Genomic DNA, 17,790 nt, shown 5'->3' with positions numbered 1-17,790 from the left:
TTTTCAGACTTGAACCACGTTCAACTGAACAATTGCCCAAAAGCCCCGCCCCACCCACAAAATCAGCGCGTTGCAACCTCACCGGCCAGGCGGCGGATCTCGGCGAGGACCGAGACGTCCAACCCGCCATCGTCGGCCTGCGCAAGCCTGCGCAACCCCGCAACCACGTCGGTCAGCTCGGCAGCCATCGCTTGACTGGCTCCGATCTGCTCCTCCACCCGCGGGACGATATCGGCTACCCCAGATGACAACTCGCGCTGGCTGACCATCTGTTGCCAACTGCTCAGTAGCGCGGTCGGCATGGACATCAGGCCGGCAAGCTCCTCAGTACGCGATGCCGCCTGTTCGGCCAGGGTGCGCACCTGCTCAAGGTGATGGTTTGCCTGCGACATCGCCTCCTCGACAGCCCGGGACAGGTCGTCAATGGCCGGCAAGGCGCGCTCCCAGCCGTCCACCTCAGCCCACAACTCGGCAACGAAACTGCGCGTCGACTCCACCTGGATATAGGCCACCGCCAATCGGAAACTGGTGAGGTCAGCGCTAGCAGCCAAGGCATCGAGGTCGGCAACCACCCCGTCGACAAGCGGGGCGATCTCGGCGTCCATACGACTCCACAAAGTAAGAACCGTCACCAAGGGCCGCAACGCAGCCTCGGCGGCATGGTGGGAGTCGGTGATGGCGTCACTGGTGCGCTGGGATTCAGTCATCGCTTGCCCAAGGGTTCTGGCAGTTCGACAAGCCTTGACCGACAGATCACTCAGCCCACCAAAGGTCTCTAGCCACCTTTCCACCACGGTTCGGACATTGCTGACCTGGTCGGCGAGCTGACCAAGGGACGAGCCATCAACCATACCACGGGAGGCACGGTGCCGCTGCCGGCGCGCCGCTACTTCCTGCACTAGCGCCTTGCGCATGAAGGTCGGATAGTCAGGGTATCCCGCTTGTTCGAGAGCCGACTGGACGGCGTCCAGCCCGCGACGGGCACGCTCCGGGGCACCACACCCCTGCTCCCCGGCCACCCACTCGGCATCACGAGCAGCCTGGTATACCGCCTCGGCGGCCTGAAGCATCTCGGGAACCTGCGGGGCAACACGCACCGAGAGGTAACCATCCGCTTGGGAAACGATGGTGGCCAACACGGTATACGTGGCACCGTCACCGGCCAGGTTGTGGACGTAGGCGCAGAAAGGATCGCCAGCCTGGATGGTTGTCCACATGGCTAGGAATGCTGCCCCCGGCATCATGGGGTGGCGAACGATGTTGTGGGGAGCTCCGACGAGGTCGTCCCAGGAGTACCGGGATATGTCGACGAACACCGAGTTCGCCTTTCCGATGTTTCCTTTGGAGTCGGTAGTAGAAAAGAAGATCTCGTCGGCGTCGACGACGCGGTTCTCTCCGGTGGGTTTGGGTCGCGACATGGCTCTCCTGAATTGATCTGACTTGTTGTTCCAGCACTTCCACGCCGCCTCGTCATCCGCATCCGTTCACGACCGGCAATCTGGCAACCAGGAGTTCTCCGTCAGGCGAATGCTGACGGTAGAAGGGGGCCGAGGTCAACTCGGTGACGTCGCGGAGATCGCGGCCGTAATCACGCGACACGCTATGGCAGACATGCGCACTCGGGATTCCGCTGCCACCACACACGGCACGCAGCGCCCCTTCGCACCAAAATGACATACTCACAGTGGGGCTATCCGACCAGCGAAAAGTTGTTCATACAAACCATCACGACCACTGTGGCGTGTCGTCTGTTTGCCGCCTGTCTCGAAGTGTTTGCGATGTACCTGACACCTGCCCACGCATTCCAAGGCGCCGAAGGCCGACCACATCAACCCGGTGGGCGCCGCAGATTATGTCGTCACGTCCTATACACACTGGCCTGGTGCCCGGAAGCCTTCGATCCCTCCCGAGAGCTTGATTCGTCACACCTGAATCGACTGAAATGAAAGAGCCGAAAGTTGAAATATGTCGACAGGATCGGGAAGACCTTCGTCACCAAGGACCACCCAGACTTCACTGGCGCAACTATGCAGACAGCAGGCGAATGTCACGGTAAGAAGCCACCTAAGCACGCTGCCCGAGCCTCTTCGTTCAGCGGCCCTTGCACCACGAGAAGACATTCACCGCGACAAGCTCCCCGACCCGGCACCGTTGGCTGCCGAGCTCTACGAGATAGAGGCGCGAATTAATCCAGAACTAAGCGAGAGATCAGTCAGCCGGTCGGGCCGCTTCAAGGCAGCCGCATACGCCAACAGGTACTGGACGAACTACAACAGTGCCTATCGCCGCTGTGATGGCTCCGGACAGGGAGGAGACTGCACGAACTTTGTTTCCCAATGTATGTCAGGCACCGGGATGAGGGTACACCGGAAACCTGATATGGAAGAACGCCGACAAGTCATGGTTCTACCTCCAGTGGCCTCCGTACACTTCTGCATCATAGGTCAATGTCGGAAAATTCCGATCATTTGCCTTGGCCAACAAACGGTCCCGGCTCGCATCGCACTACTACGACATGTGGCACGGAAACGTCGTTCAGTATGGATATGGGAGCGCTCGGTATCATTCCACGATCATCACGGGAAGAAGTGGAAAGCAACCACTCCTCACCTACCACAGCAAAACGTACACAACAAACCATTCTTTGCTCTTAAAAAGAGCGTTGATTCTGAGAGTAAAAAGAAGAGCTTGAGATGGACAATATGGGTGCTTAACTTGACATAAAATCGATTATTATCCAGAGGAAACACTGAATATCAAGTCTGCTGTCAAGTATGCTTTACGTGCCATCTTGTCCGCCGCTGCCGGGATTGGCGGAACACTCCTAGTACAGCACCGTGATGATGAACTCCAGGTAAGCACCGTCGGCATGGCAACCTATTTCGCCGTCAACCCCTGACACCATTGATAACTACCGAGTCCAGGACCCCGTCGCACCCAATGCCGACTGGGACAGTCATTCCAAGAAAGCTGAAGCCTGGGGTCACGCCATTTTCAAGGCCTTCCACACCGACTCAGCCAGGCTGAACAAAGGAACCCTTATCTCCGAAGGCCCTCTTCCGACAAGAACGACGGATATTGACTCACGAGCGAGAGCAGAACCTATCGTGACAGTCGCCATGACCCCCGTCAATGGCAAGTGGCTCGTCGACTGTAACACCACAGTACACGCCAACAACAGCCCGCCGCCACCACTACCATCACACCGATGACAATTAAAATTCCCGGCCAATCCTCAACAGGACTGGCCGGGAATCTTCACAAAACAACTCAGGCGTTAACCGAGGTACCCTTCGAACCCAGCTGCTCACAAGCCTCAACAATCCGGGCAGCCATACCAGCCTCAGCTTTCTTGCCCCACGAACGCGGGTCGTACATCTTCTTGTTACCGACCTCACCGTCAATCTTGAGCATGCCGTCGTAATTCTTAAACATGTGCTCAACAACAGGACGCGAAAACGCATACTGAGTATCAGTATCGACGTTCATCTTGATGACGCCGTAGGACACCGCGTCGGCGATCTCCTGAGCGGTCGAGCCCGACCCACCGTGGAAGACCAGATCGAACGGCTTGTCCTTGCCGTACTTCTTGCCGCACTCGTCCTGGATCTCTTTGAGGATTTCCGGGCGCAGCTTGACGTAACCAGGCTTGTACGCACCGTGAACGTTGCCGAAGGTCAGGGCCGTCGTGTAGCGGCCCTTCTCGCCCAGGCCCAACACCTCAAGGGTGCGCATGCCATCAGCGACGGTGGTGTACAGCTTCTCGTTGATCTCGCCAGTGACGCCGTCTTCCTCACCACCAACAGCGCCGACCTCGATCTCGAGGATAAGTTTGGCCTTCGAGGTACGCGACAACAACTCCTCGGCAATCTGCAGGTTCTCCTCAACCTCAATAGCCGAACCATCCCACATGTGGGAGTTGAACAACGGGTCCTGCCCCTTGTCGACGCGCTCCTGCGAGATGGCAATGAGCGGGTTGACGTACTTGTCCAGCTTCTCCTTCTGGCAGTGGTCAGTGTGCAAGGCCACGTTGATCGGGTACTTCTTAGCGACGACGTGGGCGTACTCCGCAAGAGCAACCGCACCGGTCACCATATCCTTCACCGTCTGTCCGGAGGCGTACTCGGCACCACCGGTAGAGATCTGGACGATGCCGTCGGAACCAGCCTCAGTGAACCCCTGTAGAGCAGCGTTGAGGGTCTGGGAGGAGGTCACGTTGATAGCCGGGTACGCGAAGCCGTGTTCCTTCGCGCGGTCGATCATCTCGCCGTAGATCTCGGGTGTTGCGATGGGCATGTTAGGCCTTTCCTATTATGAACTCGCGATGACAAGAACCATTCTTCCGCAGACACCGCCCCAATGTCAGTCCCAGCGCCTAGCACGCTCATAGGTGCTGCGCAGCGCGCATTAGTCAGCGATCTCCGAACTATCCTGTTCCACCCGAACCCGACCACCAGAGGCCACGGAGATCGCGGCGTCAATGTCAGCTAGTCGACTATCAAGCCACGAGAGTGGAACCTCCCACTGCCTGCTATCATCGGCATGGACGACCAAACCGGGACCAGACCCAATCGACGAGCCGCCCACCTTGATCGCCGAAAGATCGTCCCAGCGGACCTCATCCATAGACGTAGCCGTGGACTCTTTGGATCTTAAGCGCAATGCTCGTCTCAGAAGTAACCGGCCCGGACAGATGATGAGCGCTGGGCCTTCCCCGACGTCGAGAAGATCCTTGCGAGCAGCGTGTAGCCGCAGATTCTGGATGACGAAAAGCACGACGAATAACACCACCCACGCCCCGAGCATCCACATCACCGTCGATAGCTTGAAAGCGTCTGCTGTCAGCGTCCACAACAGACCACCTATAACAACGATGATGAGGGCCTGCACCGCCAAGCGAAATCTCGTCGCGTGATGATGGGCAACCCGGGAGGCACTAGGCACTGGATTGAATGCCACGACTAGATGTGGTGGTCCCTCAGTGGGTTGTGTGCTCATGGCACGAGCCTAGGGGGTGACAGTTCTCCCCGATCAGCCAGTGGGCGGCTTTGGACGCCACTGTGTCGTCCAGGCGTACATGGCAATCGCGGCAGCCGCACCAGCATTCATGGAACGAGTTGACCCGTATTGGGTGATGGCCACCAACTGCTCGCACCCCTTGACAATCTCGTCGGTTAGCCCGGGACCTTCCGATCCGAACACCAGGCAGCAGTCCTGCGGCAGTTGGGCTGTCTCCAGTGGCACTGACCCGGACAGGTTATCCACTCCTACGGGAGTGACACCGTGCTCGTCAAGCCACTGTAGGAAAGAAGGAACGTCAGGGTGGTGGTAAACGTGCAAGTACCGATCGGTCACCATCGCGCCACGTTTATTCCAACGACGCCGCCCCAAGATATGAACGGCTGACACGTTAAAAGCGTTGGCGGTGCGCACCACCGACCCAATATTGAAGTCGTGCTCCCAGTTCTGGATAGCCACGTGCAGCCGGGAGCGCTGGGTGTCAAGGTCGGCGACAATTGCCTCCATCGTCCAGTACCGATACCGATCAATGACATTGCGTCGATCCCCTGAGGCCAACAGCTCAGGATCGAGTCTCGGGTCATCAGGCCATGGTTTGGGCATCGGCCCAATACCTACAACTGCGGTCGCTAACTGGCTGGGGATTTGGAGCGAAGGAGCATCAGCGAGTTCATCAGCGGACGGGGAACACACGGACCAAAGATAGTCTTGACCCCATGCCGAGTCTCCTCATGACCCTCCCTGCCCTACTCACCCCCGCCTGGATGGACCCTCAGACCATCATTGAGGGCGCCGGTGCTGCAGCTCTGTGGATTGTCGCGCTGATCGTCTTCGCCGAGTGCGGCCTCGCCGTGTTCTTCATGCCCGGAGACTCTCTGCTCTTTGCTCTGGGAATGTTTGCCGCCGTAGGCGTCAACTCAACCATCCCCTTGATCCATTACGGGTCTGCGCCGATAACCCTCATCATCATCAATCTGGTCCTTATCCTCTGCGCTGTCGCAGGAAATACCTGCGGCTACTGGATCGGTTACATGGTTGGCCCGAAACTTTTCCGGGAGCGAGAAGGATTCATGGGCAAGGTGTTCTCCCCCAAACACGTGGACACCACTCACGAGTTTTTCCGCAAGCATGGTTCAGTCGCCCTCGTCTTGGCTCGTTTCGTGCCGATCGTGCGCACCTTCGTCACCATGATTGCCGGCGTTGGCCAGATGACGTTCCGGAAATTCATCACCTACACCGCTATCGGCGGCGTCCTCTGGGTGCTTATCGCTGTCCAAGCCGGCTATTTCCTTGGCCAGATCCCCGCCGTCCGGAACAACTTCGAGGCGGCTCTGCTCCTCATCATCGTGGTATCGGTGCTGCCGATGGGCGTCGAATGGCTCAAGGCCCGACGTAAAGGTCAGGCAAGCCAGCCGCAATCAGCTCGACGCTCCCACGCCGAGTGAGGGCCGAGTTGCCGCACATGGGTTCAGCAGGTGAAGAATCGGCTCACTTTCGACGCGCTGTGGCTTGCCATGGCTGAACCTGCCCCGGTTCCAACCAACCTTCCTCTGGGGGATTTGCGATCGCCTTGTCACGTTCGGCAACAGCCTTAATCCACGCATTAACTGGTGCGCTCCAGACAGTCGCCAACACCACCGCGACGGCCATGATCCCGACGACGTCGAACCCTCCCAGAAGTTCTGTGCCGCGAGAAAGCCACCACATCCACCCCAGTGAGAGCACCGTGAAGAGATACCGGTCGATGGCATGACCACGACCCATCGTCACCGTCAAGACACAACCTGCCACGGGGATAAGTAGATGACCGGCCCAGCCTCCCGAGTCCATGCCCAGGGCGAACGACGTGAGTATTGGGCCGAGGGTCGATTGACTCTCGCTGCGTCCAGCCGCCCATAACCCGCAGATGACCAGAGCCCACATGGCCGACAAGCCGATAACGATAACCCGTACCACAACGATCAGTTTGGGAATGTCGGGCAGCGACGGCAGAGAACCATATCTAGCTGTTCCCTCAGAGGCCGAATGGGTCATGGTGACATCATCTCACCTAGCGACGACCAGGACGAAGCCGTCATCTGACGTCTCACCGGCTCGCTGACTAGGTCAACAACCAACCAGGCGATCGTCAAGAGAAGAAAGTCGCTCCTCCAGGCGGCCCCGGCGAGGACTCAGTATCATCGTCGTGGAAGGGCTGAGCATCTGACAGCAGCCTCGCCAGCGCATCACCAGCGATAAGCCGGAACGGGAAAGCCGCGCCGCTACAGCGTCGCGTCAGCTCCCCCTCGTGCAGCTGCCCATTGGAGGCTGCCAGGATGATATTTCCGTAGCGACGTCCTTTGAGGGTCGACGACTCTGCTGCCAAGCACACGTTGGAAAACACCTTTTCGGCAGCCCTCGCGACCCGTTTGGTCCATGTGAGAAGTGCGGAGTCAGCCAGGTTCGCCACCACGATGCCGTCGGAGTGCAGGATGCGCGATACATCGGTAAAGAACTCGACGGTAACGAGGTCACCAGGAACCTGGGCGCCGTCGAAGGCATCAAGGATGACGACGTCGGCGAAATCCTCCCGCATGGCCGCGACCCCCGACCGTCCATCTACTGGGCGCACCTTGATTCCCGAACGTGCTGGTAGCGGAGCCTTGAGACGCACCTCTGCTGTCAACTCGGCATCAGGTTCACAGACGATCTGCGGGCTGGTCGGACGGGTCGTCGCGACATACCTAGCCAGGCACATCCCTGCACCACCTAGGTGAATAACGCGCATCCTCTCCCCCGCTGGACGGTGGACATCAAGATGGTCGGCAATACGCTCCATATAGTCGAACTCGAGACGGGTGGGATCGTCAGGATCGACCCACGACTGATCCGCGCCACCGACGCGTACTACCCATGCCCCCGCCACGTCGGGGTCGGGGAGGAGCCGACTCATCGAGACCCCAGCCTTCCGGCCAGCCAGTCGTCCACCCAGCCCGGATTGTCGGCCATCCACCTCGAGATCGCAGTGTCCTGTTGGCCACCACGCTTGGTGATATTGACCATGAGGTGTTCCAGACTCGACAGGTGGGCGTCGTCGATCGCAAGGTTGCGAATGAGTTGAGCGGCCTTGGGGTGATCCTTCTCGAATCCGGGCCGCCCGAAACTGTAAATAAGTTCGGCGTGAGAGATCGCGTTTTTAGGATCAGCGAGGTCACGCACCGGGTAGGCGTCATAGGCCCAATGCGGCCGCCACAAGGTAACCGCAACATTACTCCCCGCCTTGGTTGCTTTCTGAAGCTGAGCCAGCATCGCCGGTGTCGACGAGGTCTTGAGGACGATGTTCGACAACCCATACATCGGCAGCGTCTGAGTGGCGATAGTTTTCGTCATCTCCGCACCAGGTTCAATGCTATAGATGACATTTCCGTAGGCGCTGCCAGTTTTCTTCAGATCAGCGATGGAATGTGCCGGCGAGTCTTTATTCACAGCAATGGTGAGGTTCGCATTGTCATACCAGCATCCAAGGTTCTCCAACTTCGGCCCGTACTTGCGGATGTAGCCGGCCTGGGTCACCGGAAGCCAGGAATCAGTGATGATGTCGATGTCACCGCCAGCCGTCGCCTGGTACCCGACCCCGGCATCGAATCCCTTGATGGTAACGGTGTATCCGTCCTTCTTGAGGACCTGCTTGATGAGACCAGCCGTCGCCCAGGACTCGTCCCACCCGTTGAACGCACCGATCGTCAGCGTGGTGTTGGTGTCGGGCTTCATTGCGGTGACGTCCTTGGAACGAGCTCCCGGAGTGCAGTGAGTCCATTTCTGGTCAGGCGTCGCACCAGCATGAGCCTTGGGGGTCGATTCAGCCCCCAACCTTGATCCGTTGACCGCCTCCTCGCCGCTGTTGTAAACCCCCGCAGCACCGGAACAGCCAGTGAGCCCTAACCCGATCAGGCCTGCCACAAGCACCGTGGCCACCACACCGTGCGACATCATCCATCTCCCATCCACCCAGCGCCCGATGTGGCGCAAGCCTTCCGAATCCCACCGGAGAGCCGCTCCCGACTGTAGTCCGCACAGGGCGACACCCAGCCTGAGATGCTTGAGTTATAACCACATTGTGTCCTTGCGGGACAGGGCGGAACCTCGATCAGTGTTGCGGACCGATTCTCGAGGACCCTCGTCGCGCCGAGACCGCTGAAGCACTCATGAGGTCGCGCTACACCGCGAACGCCCTGGGACAGTGGAACCACCTGTGGGCGACCTGGCACCCTCGGACCCGCCCCGATATCGTCGATGCGCAGGGCCTGGAATGGACTGGGCTACAAGTCCTCGCCACCAAGGACGGCCAGCCGGGCGACACCACAGGAGTGGTGGAATTTCGCGCCTCATACCAGGCAGGGAAACGCCACAACGTTCTCCATGAGGTGTCCCGTTTCCAGCGTCGCGCAGGCCGGTGGATGTATGTCGACGGGAACGTCGAGTAAGCGCTCAGCTCTCGCCGGGCGGCCCCTCCACCGCGACCGGGACGACGAGGCTATCGGGCTCCTCGTGCACCTTGCGCACCGGTCGCGGCATGACTACCACCGGACACTGCGCATTGCGCATTGCGCAACAGAACTCTGGCAAAGATCGGCTCCAGATTGACACTAGATGCGACACCAACCTCACGCAGCCTTGCAGGCTAGCCCGCACCAGAACCTCACTACGACTTCTCCGGACAGTAGCTAGCTCGACGTCTGCCGCCTTCTCCGCGTTAGGGCCCCAGCCCGTCGCACCACCTGACGCAAGTCGCCGAGCTTGGCATGGCCCACGATGTCAGAGGTCCCCGCACCGCGAGATGAGGCGGACCTGGCGGTGCCGATTGTTATGGCAGGACGGAACGCGATCAGAGCCACCATGGTGACGCCACGACGGCAAACCCCTTGTTAACCCCTAGCGCGGGGCGGCCAGGGACCCTGACCTCATACTTACACCGACGGCGACAGCGCCCTGCCACACAGCCTCGGCGGAGGTGACGTCGGGCTCGGGAAGGCTACCGGTAGATGGAACGATGATCGCCATCACCGTACCCTCCCGACTCACGCCGTTTTCTGGGCAGTGGCTGACTTTTTGGCACGGCCACGACTGAGCGGATCAGTAATGGCCTCCAAGCCCTTGCCCTCCGCATCGACGCCCATAAACAGAGCGACGAGGCCCCCAATAAGCATGATGCCGGCGCCGATGACGTAGCCACCGACAAGGGGTCCGCGCGAAGAGCCGTCACCGATGAGGTTGCCGAAGATGAGGGGAGCAATAGCACCGGCGATCTGAGCAATTGAGAAGAAGTAGCTAATAGCTTGGCCACGGACTTCCAGCGGGAAAATCTCGGAGACCGTCAGATAGGCCGAGGAAGCTCCGGCGCTAGCAAAGAAAAAGGCCACGCACCAGAAGATAGTGTGAGTGGTCGGCGTCAGGGCGTCATGCTGAAAAAGCAACGCACTGATCACCAACACCAGAGCAGAAACCCCGTAGGTAGAGAAGATCATTTTGCGCCGACCAACGATGTCAAAGAATCGCCCCAGAAAAATTGGACCGAGTAGATTACCAACCGCGAATGGAATCATATACAAGCCGACGTCAGCTTTAGGCACCGAGTAGAACTGTGACAGCACAATCTCGTAGGTGAAAAAGATGGCGTTGTAGAGGAAGGACTGGGTCACCATAAGGGTGATACCCAGTATAGTGCGCTTCCAATAGCGATACAGGAACACCTCGACGAGTTCAGCCCCGGACTCCTTAAACTCTGCCCACCACTGGGAGACGCTGCGGTAACCCCGACGCCTCACCTCGGGTTCCAGAGTGATGGCCTGGTCGTCACCAACCGGCTCAAGGTCATGCCCAGACTCCTGAACATCCTTCTCGATCCCAGCGACGATCGCTTCGGCCTGTTCACCGTATCCATGGGTCAGCATCCAGCGAGGCGACTCCGGAATGTGCTTACGGATGAGTATGAGGATAATGCCGAGAACTGGACCAATGAAAAAACCAATACGCCAGCCCCAAAATTCCGCTACCTTCGTCGGATCAAGGAGGTAAATCGTCGCTACTGAACCGAGCATAACGCCAGCCCAGTAGGTGCTATTGACGGCCAAGTCCACCCGACCGCGATACCGAGCCGGAATGAGCTCATCAATAGCCGAGTTGATCGCTGAATATTCACCGCCAATACCGGAACCAGCGATAAAACGGCACAAATAAAGAAACCACGGCAGGAAAGACAAACCTGCAATACCCGAACCAAGAAGGTAGACCAGCAGAGTCAGGGTGAAGAGCTTCTTTCGGCCAATACGGTCAGTGAGTTTGCCGAAGAAGAGAGCACCAAGCACCTGGCCGAGCAGATAGAAAGTGGCGGCTGCGGTAACCTCGGCGGTGGACATGTGCAGCGGCTTTGCAAAGCCGTTTGCTGCGACGATCTGCACCTCAATACCGTCAAGGATCCACGCTGTTCCCAGACCGACGATAACCATCGTGTGGAATTTCGACCACGGCAGCCGGTCAATGCGGGCTGGCACCCGCGATGTGATCATTGGCTCAGCGACTTGGGTGTCGGACAAGGTGGTCCTCCTCCATATGGGGACGACGTCCGCAGGCTATACCCACAGATTCCACCAGATCGTGAGGAACATCACATCGGGGGCATTGGCCCATACGCGCCAACACCCCCGTAAACTGTCATAACGCCGTCAAACGGCGAGCGTTCGCCGTCAGTGAATCACCATGCCATCACCGGTTTCATTAAGGTCAAAGGTCGCCGTGTCACCCTCCTGCACATACCCAGACAGCACCTGGCGAGCCAACTGATCCTCGATAGTGGTCTGCATCAGTCGACGCAGCGGCCGGGCACCGTAGACAGGATCAAAACCGGCCATGGCCAGCCAGTCTTTGCCGGCGTCGGTTACGGCGACGGTGATACGACGCTCGGCCAGCCGCGAATTGAGCTTGGTCAGGTTCGTCTCGACGATCCGCCCCAGATCGGCCATCGTCAACGGATCGAACATGACCACATCGTCAAGCCGATTCAGGAACTCGGGGCGGAATGCGTTCCGCACCGCCCCCATGACGGCCTCGCGCTTGGCCTGATCATCGAGGCTCGTATCCGAAAGGAATTGGCTACCCAGGTTGCTCGTCAACACCAAGATGGTGTTGCGGAAGTCCACCGTTCGCCCTTGTCCGTCGGTTAGGCGACCATCGTCGAGCACCTGCAGCAGAATGTTAAAGACGTCGGGATGGGCCTTTTCCACCTCGTCAAGCAGAATGACCGAGTATGGACGGCGCCGCACGGCTTCTGTGAGTTGGCCGCCCTCCTCGTACCCGACATAACCCGGAGGAGCACCGACCAGGCGCGAGACGGAGTGCTTCTCCATGTACTCGCTCATGTCGATGCGCACCATGGCCGTCTCGTCGTCGAAGAGGAACTGGGCTAGGGACTTCGCCAGCTCGGTCTTGCCGACACCGGTCGGCCCCAAGAAGAGGAAGGATCCGGTAGGGTGGTTCGGGTCAGAGATACCTGCCCGGGAGCGGCGTACCGCATCCGAGACTGCCTTGACGGCTCGGTCCTGACCAATGAGGCGCTCGTGCAGGCGCTCCTCCATGTGAAGCAGCTTTTCTTGCTCACCTTGCATCATCCGCCCGACGGGGATGCCGGTCCACGAAGAGACGACCTCGGCAATGTCGGAGGTACCGACCTCCTCAGAGACCATCCGCGTCCCTTCTTCCTCAGCCCTATTCGCTGCCTCGGCTTCCTTCTCCAGGGCCGGAATCTGGCCGTAAAGGATCTCAGAGGCCTTGCCAAAATCACCCTCGCGCTGGTACTTCTCGGCAGTGGTGCGCAACTGGTCAATGCGTGTCTTGAGCTCACCAACCTCGTTGAGGCTGGCCTTCTCAGCCTCCCAGCGCGATTCCAAGCCGCGTAAGGTCTCCTCCTTATCAGCCATCTCAGCGCGCAGCCTCTCTAAACGCTGCTTGCTGGCTGGGTCGTTTTCCTTTTCGACGGCGAAGATTTCCATCTTCATGCGGTCGACTTCACGGCGCAGGGTGTCGATCTCCTCCGGGGAGGAGTCGATCTCCATGCGTAGTCGAGATGCAGCCTCGTCGATAAGGTCAATAGCCTTGTCAGGAAGCTGACGTGCGGTGATGTACCGGTCAGACAGGCTAGCCGCCGCAACAAGGGCACCGTCAGTAATACGCACCTTGTGATGGGCCTCGTAGCGCTCTCGCAAACCGCGCAGGATGGCGATGGTGTCTTCGACCGACGGCTCACCAACGAAGACCTGCTGGAAACGACGTTCCAGGGCTGGGTCTTTTTCAATGTGCTCGCGGTACTCGTCGAGGGTAGTAGCCCCGATCATCCGCAGCTCGCCGCGGGCCAGCATCGGCTTGAGCATATTGCCGGCGTCCATGGCACCCTCGCCGCTGGCCCCTGCACCAACGACGGTGTGCAGCTCGTCGATAAAGGTGATGATCTGCCCCTCGGCCTCCTTGATTTCGTTGAGGACGGCCTTAAGGCGCTCTTCAAACTCGCCGCGATACTTGGCCCCGGCGACCATCGAAGACAGATCCAGTGAGACGACGCGACGCCCCTTGAGAGAGTCGGGGACGTCCCCGGCGACGACGCGCTGAGCCAGTCCTTCAACGACGGCAGTCTTGCCGACACCAGGCTCGCCAATGAGAACCGGGTTGTTCTTGGTGCGTCGTGCCAGTACCTGGACGACGCGGCGGATCTCCTGGTCCCGGCCAATGACAGGATCGAGCTTGCCGGCACGGGCGCGCTCAGTGAGGTCGACGGAGTACTTGGCGAGGGCCGATTCGCCACCCTCGGACTCTTCGGAGGTGACACGGCGGTCTCCGCGCCCCTCGTTGAAGGCAGCCGCCAAAGAGTCAGGTTTGAGGCCGAGTCCTGCTAGGCCGTTCTGGACATCGGATGGAACCGCCGTCAGGGAAATAAGCAGGTGCTCGGTAGCAACGAAGGAGTCCCCCATGGCCTCGGCGCGGTTCTGCGCGTCGGCGATAACTCGGGCGAAGGCTCCGGACAGCTGTGGCTGAGCCACCGAAGCGCCGGTGCTTGACGGCAGGGAACGCATCGCCGCGGTGGCGACGGCGTCGATCCGCTGAGGATCGATTCCCAGTCCAGCCACCAGCGGGCCGACAGTATTGTCTGGGATCGTGAAGAGGGCGTGAAGAAGATGCGAGGGCTCCACGGACGGGTTCCCGTGGGCCAACGCATGCCGAGTGGCGGCGGTAACCGCATCACGGCTCATCGTGGTGAGATTGGTGTCCATTACGTGCCTCACTGAAGTTGAGTTGCTGTGACTCAAGTATGAACCCTGACGGCGCACAATCAAGTGATGTTGAGCGTAAGTGACTCAACTGTTCCAGGAGTGTCGTTTATCCATCAGCTTGAGGTCACCTTGAGGTCGGTCACAAGTGCGGGCTGATGAGTAGGCCCTCCGCGAGGAAAAAGTCTCCGGGGATAGCAGCGACCAGATCACCAGGGAGGTGAAACGGCAGCCACCCTGGCAAGATACTCCCATGTCCGATCTGCGAACCGCCCCCAAGCACACTGCCCTCCTCATCGGGCTCATGACATTTGGCCTGTTCTTCGGCGCCGGAAACCTCATCTTCCCAGTCGAGTTGGGGCGCCTCGCCGGCCACAACACCCCCGTGACAGGCGCAGGATTTCTCGTCACCGCAGTCGGAATCCCCATCGTGGCCATCATTTCCTCCGCCATATCGGGATGCTCAAGCGTCCATGAAATGACCTCGCGGGTGTCCCCTAAATACGCCACGATCTTCACCGGTTTGTTGTACCTGGCTATCGGTCCGGCCTTCGCCATCCCGAGGACGGCCACCGTCTCCTACGAAGTCGGCGTGGCGCCTTTCATCCGAGGCCACGGTCCGGCACTCCCCGTCTTCACTGTCGTGTTCTTCGCTATAACCCTGGCTGCGGCTCTTAAACCCGGAAAGCTCATGGACTGGGTAGGGCACTACCTGACTCCACTGTTCCTTGCCCTGCTAGCCATCCTCATCGCGGCAACCGTCATCCATCCCATGCACACCGCCACGAATCGCCCCGAGCCCCCGTACAATCACCAGCCCTTTATGCGAGGTTTCCTCGACGGCTATAACACCATGGACGCGCTGGCGTCCCTAGCCTTCGCTATCGTCATCATCGAAGCAATCAATCAGCGTGGCTCGACAGGGCGCCGCAACGTCACCCACATGACGATCCGCGCCGGGCTGATCGCCACCATCCCGCTCACCCTCGTCTACGTGTCCCTGGCATGGCTCGGGCGCACCTCCACGATCGTCGTCCCCAACGCCGACAATGGCGGTGTCGTTTTGGCTGGGGTCTCACGCCACTATTACGGGACGGCCGGTCAGGTGCTGATAGCCGCGATCGTGCTGGTGGCCTGCCTCAAGACGGCGATCGGGTTGGTCGTATCCTGCGCCGAGATCTTTCGCCGCATGTTCCCGGCGGGACCGTCGGTGCGAAGCTGGGTCGTCATCTTTAGCGTGGGGTCGGCCATCATCGCCAACGCCGGCCTGACGACGATTATCGCCTGGTCGAGCCCGGTCCTCATGTTCCTATACCCGTTGGCGATCACGGCGATCATTTTGGGGCTGCTTGACCCCTGGCTGGGCACCAACCGCCTTCCCCACCGCGCCATGACCGGATGCGTCGCCGTGGCTGCCCTGCCCGATCTTGCACGCGCCTTGCCGGTCCAAGGGCCAGCAACCCGCGCTATCACCCATGTGGCCGACACGGTCTTGCCCTGGGCCTCCGACGGTCTTGGCTGGGCGCTTCCCGCCGTCATCGGCCTAGCTGTCGGCTGGGGAGCCAGTGTTGTGTCGAGCCATTCCTGCCGCTGGGGCACAAGTAGCTGAGTGGCTTTATGCTTGCGAGAGCAAGTCTTCGAGCTTGGCCAAGGTGTCTTGCCAGTCGGAGACCGCGACACACGGAACGCCCATTGCCTTGACGGGGTAGTCGTTGCCGTGTTCGTCAAGACGATCGCCATAGAACAATACATTCGCCTTGGATAGGCCCGTCACCTCGAGCAGCTTGGCTATACCAAAGGACTTGTCACGACCAACCCGGGTGATGTCGACAGAGGTGGATCCACCAGCGCGCACCTCGAGATCAGGGAGCTTCTCCGCAACCGCCTCACGCAATCTCAGCTTCTTTTCGCCGCTGGGATCCCACGCCTTTTTAGCGTCGACGGGTGCCTGCTGGCCCAGCGCGGAAAAGGTGATCTGCGACTCCCGGTCCTCTAGTACCGGGCCCCAGGTGCGCTCCTCCCACAACCCGAGATCACGGGCACAAGTCTCAACAGCTTCCGTGGCGCGGGACTTCTCATCGTCGGTCAAGGCCTCGACGTAAATGCGCCGCCACTCACCGTTAACACAGCGGTAGTACTGGGTACCACAGGCTGGCAGTAGGTGAAGCCGATCCAGTCGGGGTGCGTTGACGTCGTCAAGAGTCTCGACGACCTGGGCCCGGAATTGGCCGAACTGGCCGCCAGAGATGACGCACACGCTCGTACGATCAAGTAGACGAGCAATGGTACGGGCCATCTCCTCGGGGAGGCGAGACTTCGAGGGGGCCAAAGTGTCGTCCAGATCAAACGCGACAAGTTCGGGAATCACCCTCGAACTGTACAAGGCCGATGAGCCCTGATGCACGACAACGGGCCCACGAATTTTCCCGCAGGCCCGTGATACGACGCAGGGTTAGGACACCGAAGCAGCGTAAATCGAATCGACCGAGCTGCGCAGAGTCTGGTCGAACTCCTCCTGAGACTGGTCGTGGCTCAGCCCTTCAGCCAGAGCACGCGAAAAGCTCGCGATAAGCCCGCGATTGCGGGCCAGCTTCTTATTAGCCTCGCCACGGGAGTATCCGCCAGACAGCGCGACGACGCGAAGAACCTTCGGATCTGCGATGAAGTCAGCGTATAGGTTATCGGTGCTCGGGATCGTCAACTTCAGCATGATCTTGGCATCGATTGGCAGGGAGTCGATGTGCTCTCGGATGAAGTTGTGCAGCCTCTCCTCGGCCTTCTCCTTATTCGGGGCGTGAATGTCGACTTCGGGCTCGAGGATCGGTACAAGGCCCGCGGCGCGGACCTGCTCACCCAGTTCGAACTGCTGATCGACAATCTTCTCAATGCCAGCCTTGTCATCGTCAAGGATAACGGAGCGTTCCTTGGTACCGAAGATGTGCTTCTCCTCAACAGCACGGTGCAGCAACTCGTCAAGGCCTGGGATTGGCTTCATAAGGCGGACGTGGGAGTCCTCGTCAGCTAGGCCCTTGTCAATCTTGAGGAAGGGAATGATGCCCTTCTTCTCCCACAGGTAATCACCAGTGGGGGTCCCCTCGATCTCGCGATCCATCGTCATCTCAAACAGGATCGCTGCGAGAATGTGGTCGCTGGTAAACGACGGGCTGGTGATGATCCTGGTTCGCATCTCGTGGACGAGATCGAACATCTTGTCCTTATCGTCTCCGTAAACCTCAGGCTCAACCCCATATGCCTTGAGGGCTTTCGGGGTAGAACCGCCGGACTGATCCAAAGCGGCAATGAATCCGGGCGCTGTACTCATGCGTTCAGTCTGCTGGGCGCGCGCATCAGTGACTGTCATGGCGACATCTCCTTCGACTTCGGTGGCCTCCTCCAACGTACCCGAAAACATGGGTTACGGAAGGTCTAGTGAGGAATCTCGCGCCACCCCATCCCGACACATGGCAACTGCCAGCTT

The 17,790-nt window shown here is 59.5% G+C and carries 16 protein-coding genes and 1 pseudogene; 5 read left to right on the top strand and 12 right to left on the bottom strand.

From position 1 onward, the window contains the following. Positions 1 to 62: 62 nt before the first annotated feature. The gene (locus tag F1563_RS09585) at positions 63 to 1,418 is read right to left on the bottom strand and encodes a PAS domain-containing protein (RefSeq protein WP_149302668.1); all 1,356 of its coding nucleotides are present in this window, start codon (positions 1,416 to 1,418) and stop codon (positions 63 to 65) included. Between the two features lie 547 nt (positions 1,419 to 1,965). Here F1563_RS09585 and F1563_RS09575 point away from each other — a divergent pair. After that, positions 1,966 to 2,724 (top strand): amidase domain-containing protein, encoded by a 759-nt coding sequence (locus tag F1563_RS09575; protein ID WP_002527998.1) that lies wholly within the window; start codon positions 1,966 to 1,968, stop codon positions 2,722 to 2,724. A 64-nt stretch (positions 2,725 to 2,788) separates the two neighbouring features. Beyond that, a pseudogene (locus F1563_RS14320) lies at positions 2,789 to 3,212 on the top strand (hypothetical protein). Positions 3,213 to 3,270: 58 nt separating this feature from the next. Here F1563_RS14320 and fbaA read toward each other — a convergent pair. The 3 genes from fbaA to F1563_RS09555 form a co-directional block, all read right to left on the bottom strand. Continuing rightward, entirely contained in the window at positions 3,271 to 4,296 is a 1,026-nt protein-coding gene (gene fbaA / locus F1563_RS09565; protein WP_002528001.1) for a class II fructose-bisphosphate aldolase, read from the bottom strand. A 111-nt stretch (positions 4,297 to 4,407) separates the two neighbouring features. Beyond that, positions 4,408 to 4,890: a hypothetical protein gene (locus F1563_RS09560; RefSeq protein ID WP_172623693.1), complete on the bottom strand. Its 483-nt coding sequence runs from the start codon at positions 4,888 to 4,890 to the stop codon at positions 4,408 to 4,410. Between the two features lie 141 nt (positions 4,891 to 5,031). After that, entirely contained in the window at positions 5,032 to 5,622 is a 591-nt protein-coding gene (locus F1563_RS09555; protein ID WP_007434122.1) for a TrmH family RNA methyltransferase, read from the bottom strand. A 113-nt stretch (positions 5,623 to 5,735) separates the two neighbouring features. On the opposite strand from F1563_RS09555, the gene F1563_RS09550 reads away from it, so the two are divergent. After that, a complete protein-coding gene (locus tag F1563_RS09550) occupies positions 5,736 to 6,464 on the top strand; it encodes a DedA family protein (RefSeq protein ID WP_007434123.1) in 729 nt (242 codons plus the stop codon). A gap of 43 nt (positions 6,465 to 6,507) precedes the next feature. Here the strand turns inward: F1563_RS09550 and F1563_RS09545 are convergent, their stop codons facing one another. The 3 genes from F1563_RS09545 to F1563_RS09535 form a co-directional block, all read right to left on the bottom strand. Then, the gene (locus F1563_RS09545) at positions 6,508 to 7,053 is read right to left on the bottom strand and encodes a hypothetical protein (RefSeq protein WP_002528005.1); all 546 of its coding nucleotides are present in this window, start codon (positions 7,051 to 7,053) and stop codon (positions 6,508 to 6,510) included. A 94-nt stretch (positions 7,054 to 7,147) separates the two neighbouring features. Continuing rightward, a complete protein-coding gene (locus tag F1563_RS09540) occupies positions 7,148 to 7,951 on the bottom strand; it encodes a spermidine synthase (protein WP_002528006.1) in 804 nt (267 codons plus the stop codon). Further along, the gene (locus tag F1563_RS09535) at positions 7,948 to 8,991 is read right to left on the bottom strand and encodes a glycine betaine ABC transporter substrate-binding protein (protein ID WP_002528007.1); all 1,044 of its coding nucleotides are present in this window, start codon (positions 8,989 to 8,991) and stop codon (positions 7,948 to 7,950) included. Before F1563_RS09535 ends, F1563_RS09540 begins: the two co-directional genes overlap by 4 nt. A gap of 113 nt (positions 8,992 to 9,104) precedes the next feature. Here F1563_RS09535 and F1563_RS09530 point away from each other — a divergent pair, with 113 nt between their 5' ends. After that, a complete protein-coding gene (locus tag F1563_RS09530; RefSeq protein ID WP_081414889.1) occupies positions 9,105 to 9,482 on the top strand; it encodes a YchJ family protein in 378 nt (125 codons plus the stop codon). A 448-nt stretch (positions 9,483 to 9,930) separates the two neighbouring features. On the opposite strand, the gene F1563_RS14680 is transcribed toward F1563_RS09530, so the two are convergent. The 3 genes from F1563_RS14680 to clpB form a co-directional block, all read right to left on the bottom strand. Then, a complete protein-coding gene (locus F1563_RS14680; protein ID WP_007434126.1) occupies positions 9,931 to 10,059 on the bottom strand; it encodes a hypothetical protein in 129 nt (42 codons plus the stop codon). A gap of 17 nt (positions 10,060 to 10,076) precedes the next feature. Next, the gene (locus F1563_RS09525) at positions 10,077 to 11,564 is read right to left on the bottom strand and encodes an MFS transporter (protein ID WP_002528011.1); all 1,488 of its coding nucleotides are present in this window, start codon (positions 11,562 to 11,564) and stop codon (positions 10,077 to 10,079) included. Between the two features lie 177 nt (positions 11,565 to 11,741). Beyond that, entirely contained in the window at positions 11,742 to 14,315 is a 2,574-nt protein-coding gene (gene clpB / locus F1563_RS09520) for an ATP-dependent chaperone ClpB (protein ID WP_002528012.1), read from the bottom strand. A gap of 250 nt (positions 14,316 to 14,565) precedes the next feature. Here clpB and brnQ point away from each other — a divergent pair, with 250 nt between their 5' ends. Further along, positions 14,566 to 15,921 (top strand): branched-chain amino acid transport system II carrier protein, encoded by a 1,356-nt coding sequence (brnQ, locus tag F1563_RS09515; protein WP_002528014.1) that lies wholly within the window; start codon positions 14,566 to 14,568, stop codon positions 15,919 to 15,921. Between the two features lie 6 nt (positions 15,922 to 15,927). Here the strand turns inward: brnQ and F1563_RS09510 are convergent, their stop codons facing one another. Together F1563_RS09510 and F1563_RS09505 are read right to left on the bottom strand one after the other, a co-directional pair. After that, positions 15,928 to 16,680, bottom strand: a complete 753-nt coding sequence (locus F1563_RS09510; protein ID WP_002528015.1) for an HAD-IIB family hydrolase — start codon at positions 16,678 to 16,680, stop codon at positions 15,928 to 15,930. Positions 16,681 to 16,764: 84 nt separating this feature from the next. Continuing rightward, positions 16,765 to 17,709 (bottom strand): fructose bisphosphate aldolase, encoded by a 945-nt coding sequence (locus tag F1563_RS09505; RefSeq protein WP_172623692.1) that lies wholly within the window; start codon positions 17,707 to 17,709, stop codon positions 16,765 to 16,767. Between the last annotated feature and the right edge of the window lie 81 nt (positions 17,710 to 17,790).

This window comes from Cutibacterium modestum (genome assembly GCF_008326345.1).
GTDB lineage: Bacteria > Actinomycetota > Actinomycetes > Propionibacteriales > Propionibacteriaceae > Cutibacterium > Cutibacterium modestum.
The sequence above is the reverse complement of the archived record's forward strand: the minus strand, read 5'-3'. Positions and strand labels throughout refer to the sequence as shown.

Excerpts from the sequence above, each read along its gene's own strand:
- F1563_RS09585 (WP_149302668.1), bottom strand. The coding sequence starts at position 1,418 with ATGTCGCGACCCAAACCCACCGGAGAGAACCGCGTCGTCGACGCCGAC.
- F1563_RS09575 (WP_002527998.1), top strand. The coding sequence starts at position 1,966 with ATGTCGACAGGATCGGGAAGACCTTCGTCACCAAGGACCACCCAGACT.
- fbaA (WP_002528001.1), bottom strand. The coding sequence starts at position 4,296 with ATGCCCATCGCAACACCCGAGATCTACGGCGAGATGATCGACCGCGCG.
- F1563_RS09555 (WP_007434122.1), bottom strand. The coding sequence starts at position 5,622 with ATGCCCAAACCATGGCCTGATGACCCGAGACTCGATCCTGAGCTGTTG.
- F1563_RS09550 (WP_007434123.1), top strand. The coding sequence starts at position 5,736 with ATGCCGAGTCTCCTCATGACCCTCCCTGCCCTACTCACCCCCGCCTGG.
- F1563_RS09545 (WP_002528005.1), bottom strand. The coding sequence starts at position 7,053 with ATGACCCATTCGGCCTCTGAGGGAACAGCTAGATATGGTTCTCTGCCG.
- F1563_RS09540 (WP_002528006.1), bottom strand. The coding sequence starts at position 7,951 with ATGAGTCGGCTCCTCCCCGACCCCGACGTGGCGGGGGCATGGGTAGTA.
- F1563_RS09535 (WP_002528007.1), bottom strand. The coding sequence starts at position 8,991 with ATGATGTCGCACGGTGTGGTGGCCACGGTGCTTGTGGCAGGCCTGATC.
- F1563_RS14680 (WP_007434126.1), bottom strand. The coding sequence starts at position 10,059 with ATGGCGATCATCGTTCCATCTACCGGTAGCCTTCCCGAGCCCGACGTC.
- F1563_RS09525 (WP_002528011.1), bottom strand. The coding sequence starts at position 11,564 with ATGATCACATCGCGGGTGCCAGCCCGCATTGACCGGCTGCCGTGGTCG.
- clpB (WP_002528012.1), bottom strand. The coding sequence starts at position 14,315 with ATGGACACCAATCTCACCACGATGAGCCGTGATGCGGTTACCGCCGCC.
- brnQ (WP_002528014.1), top strand. The coding sequence starts at position 14,566 with ATGTCCGATCTGCGAACCGCCCCCAAGCACACTGCCCTCCTCATCGGG.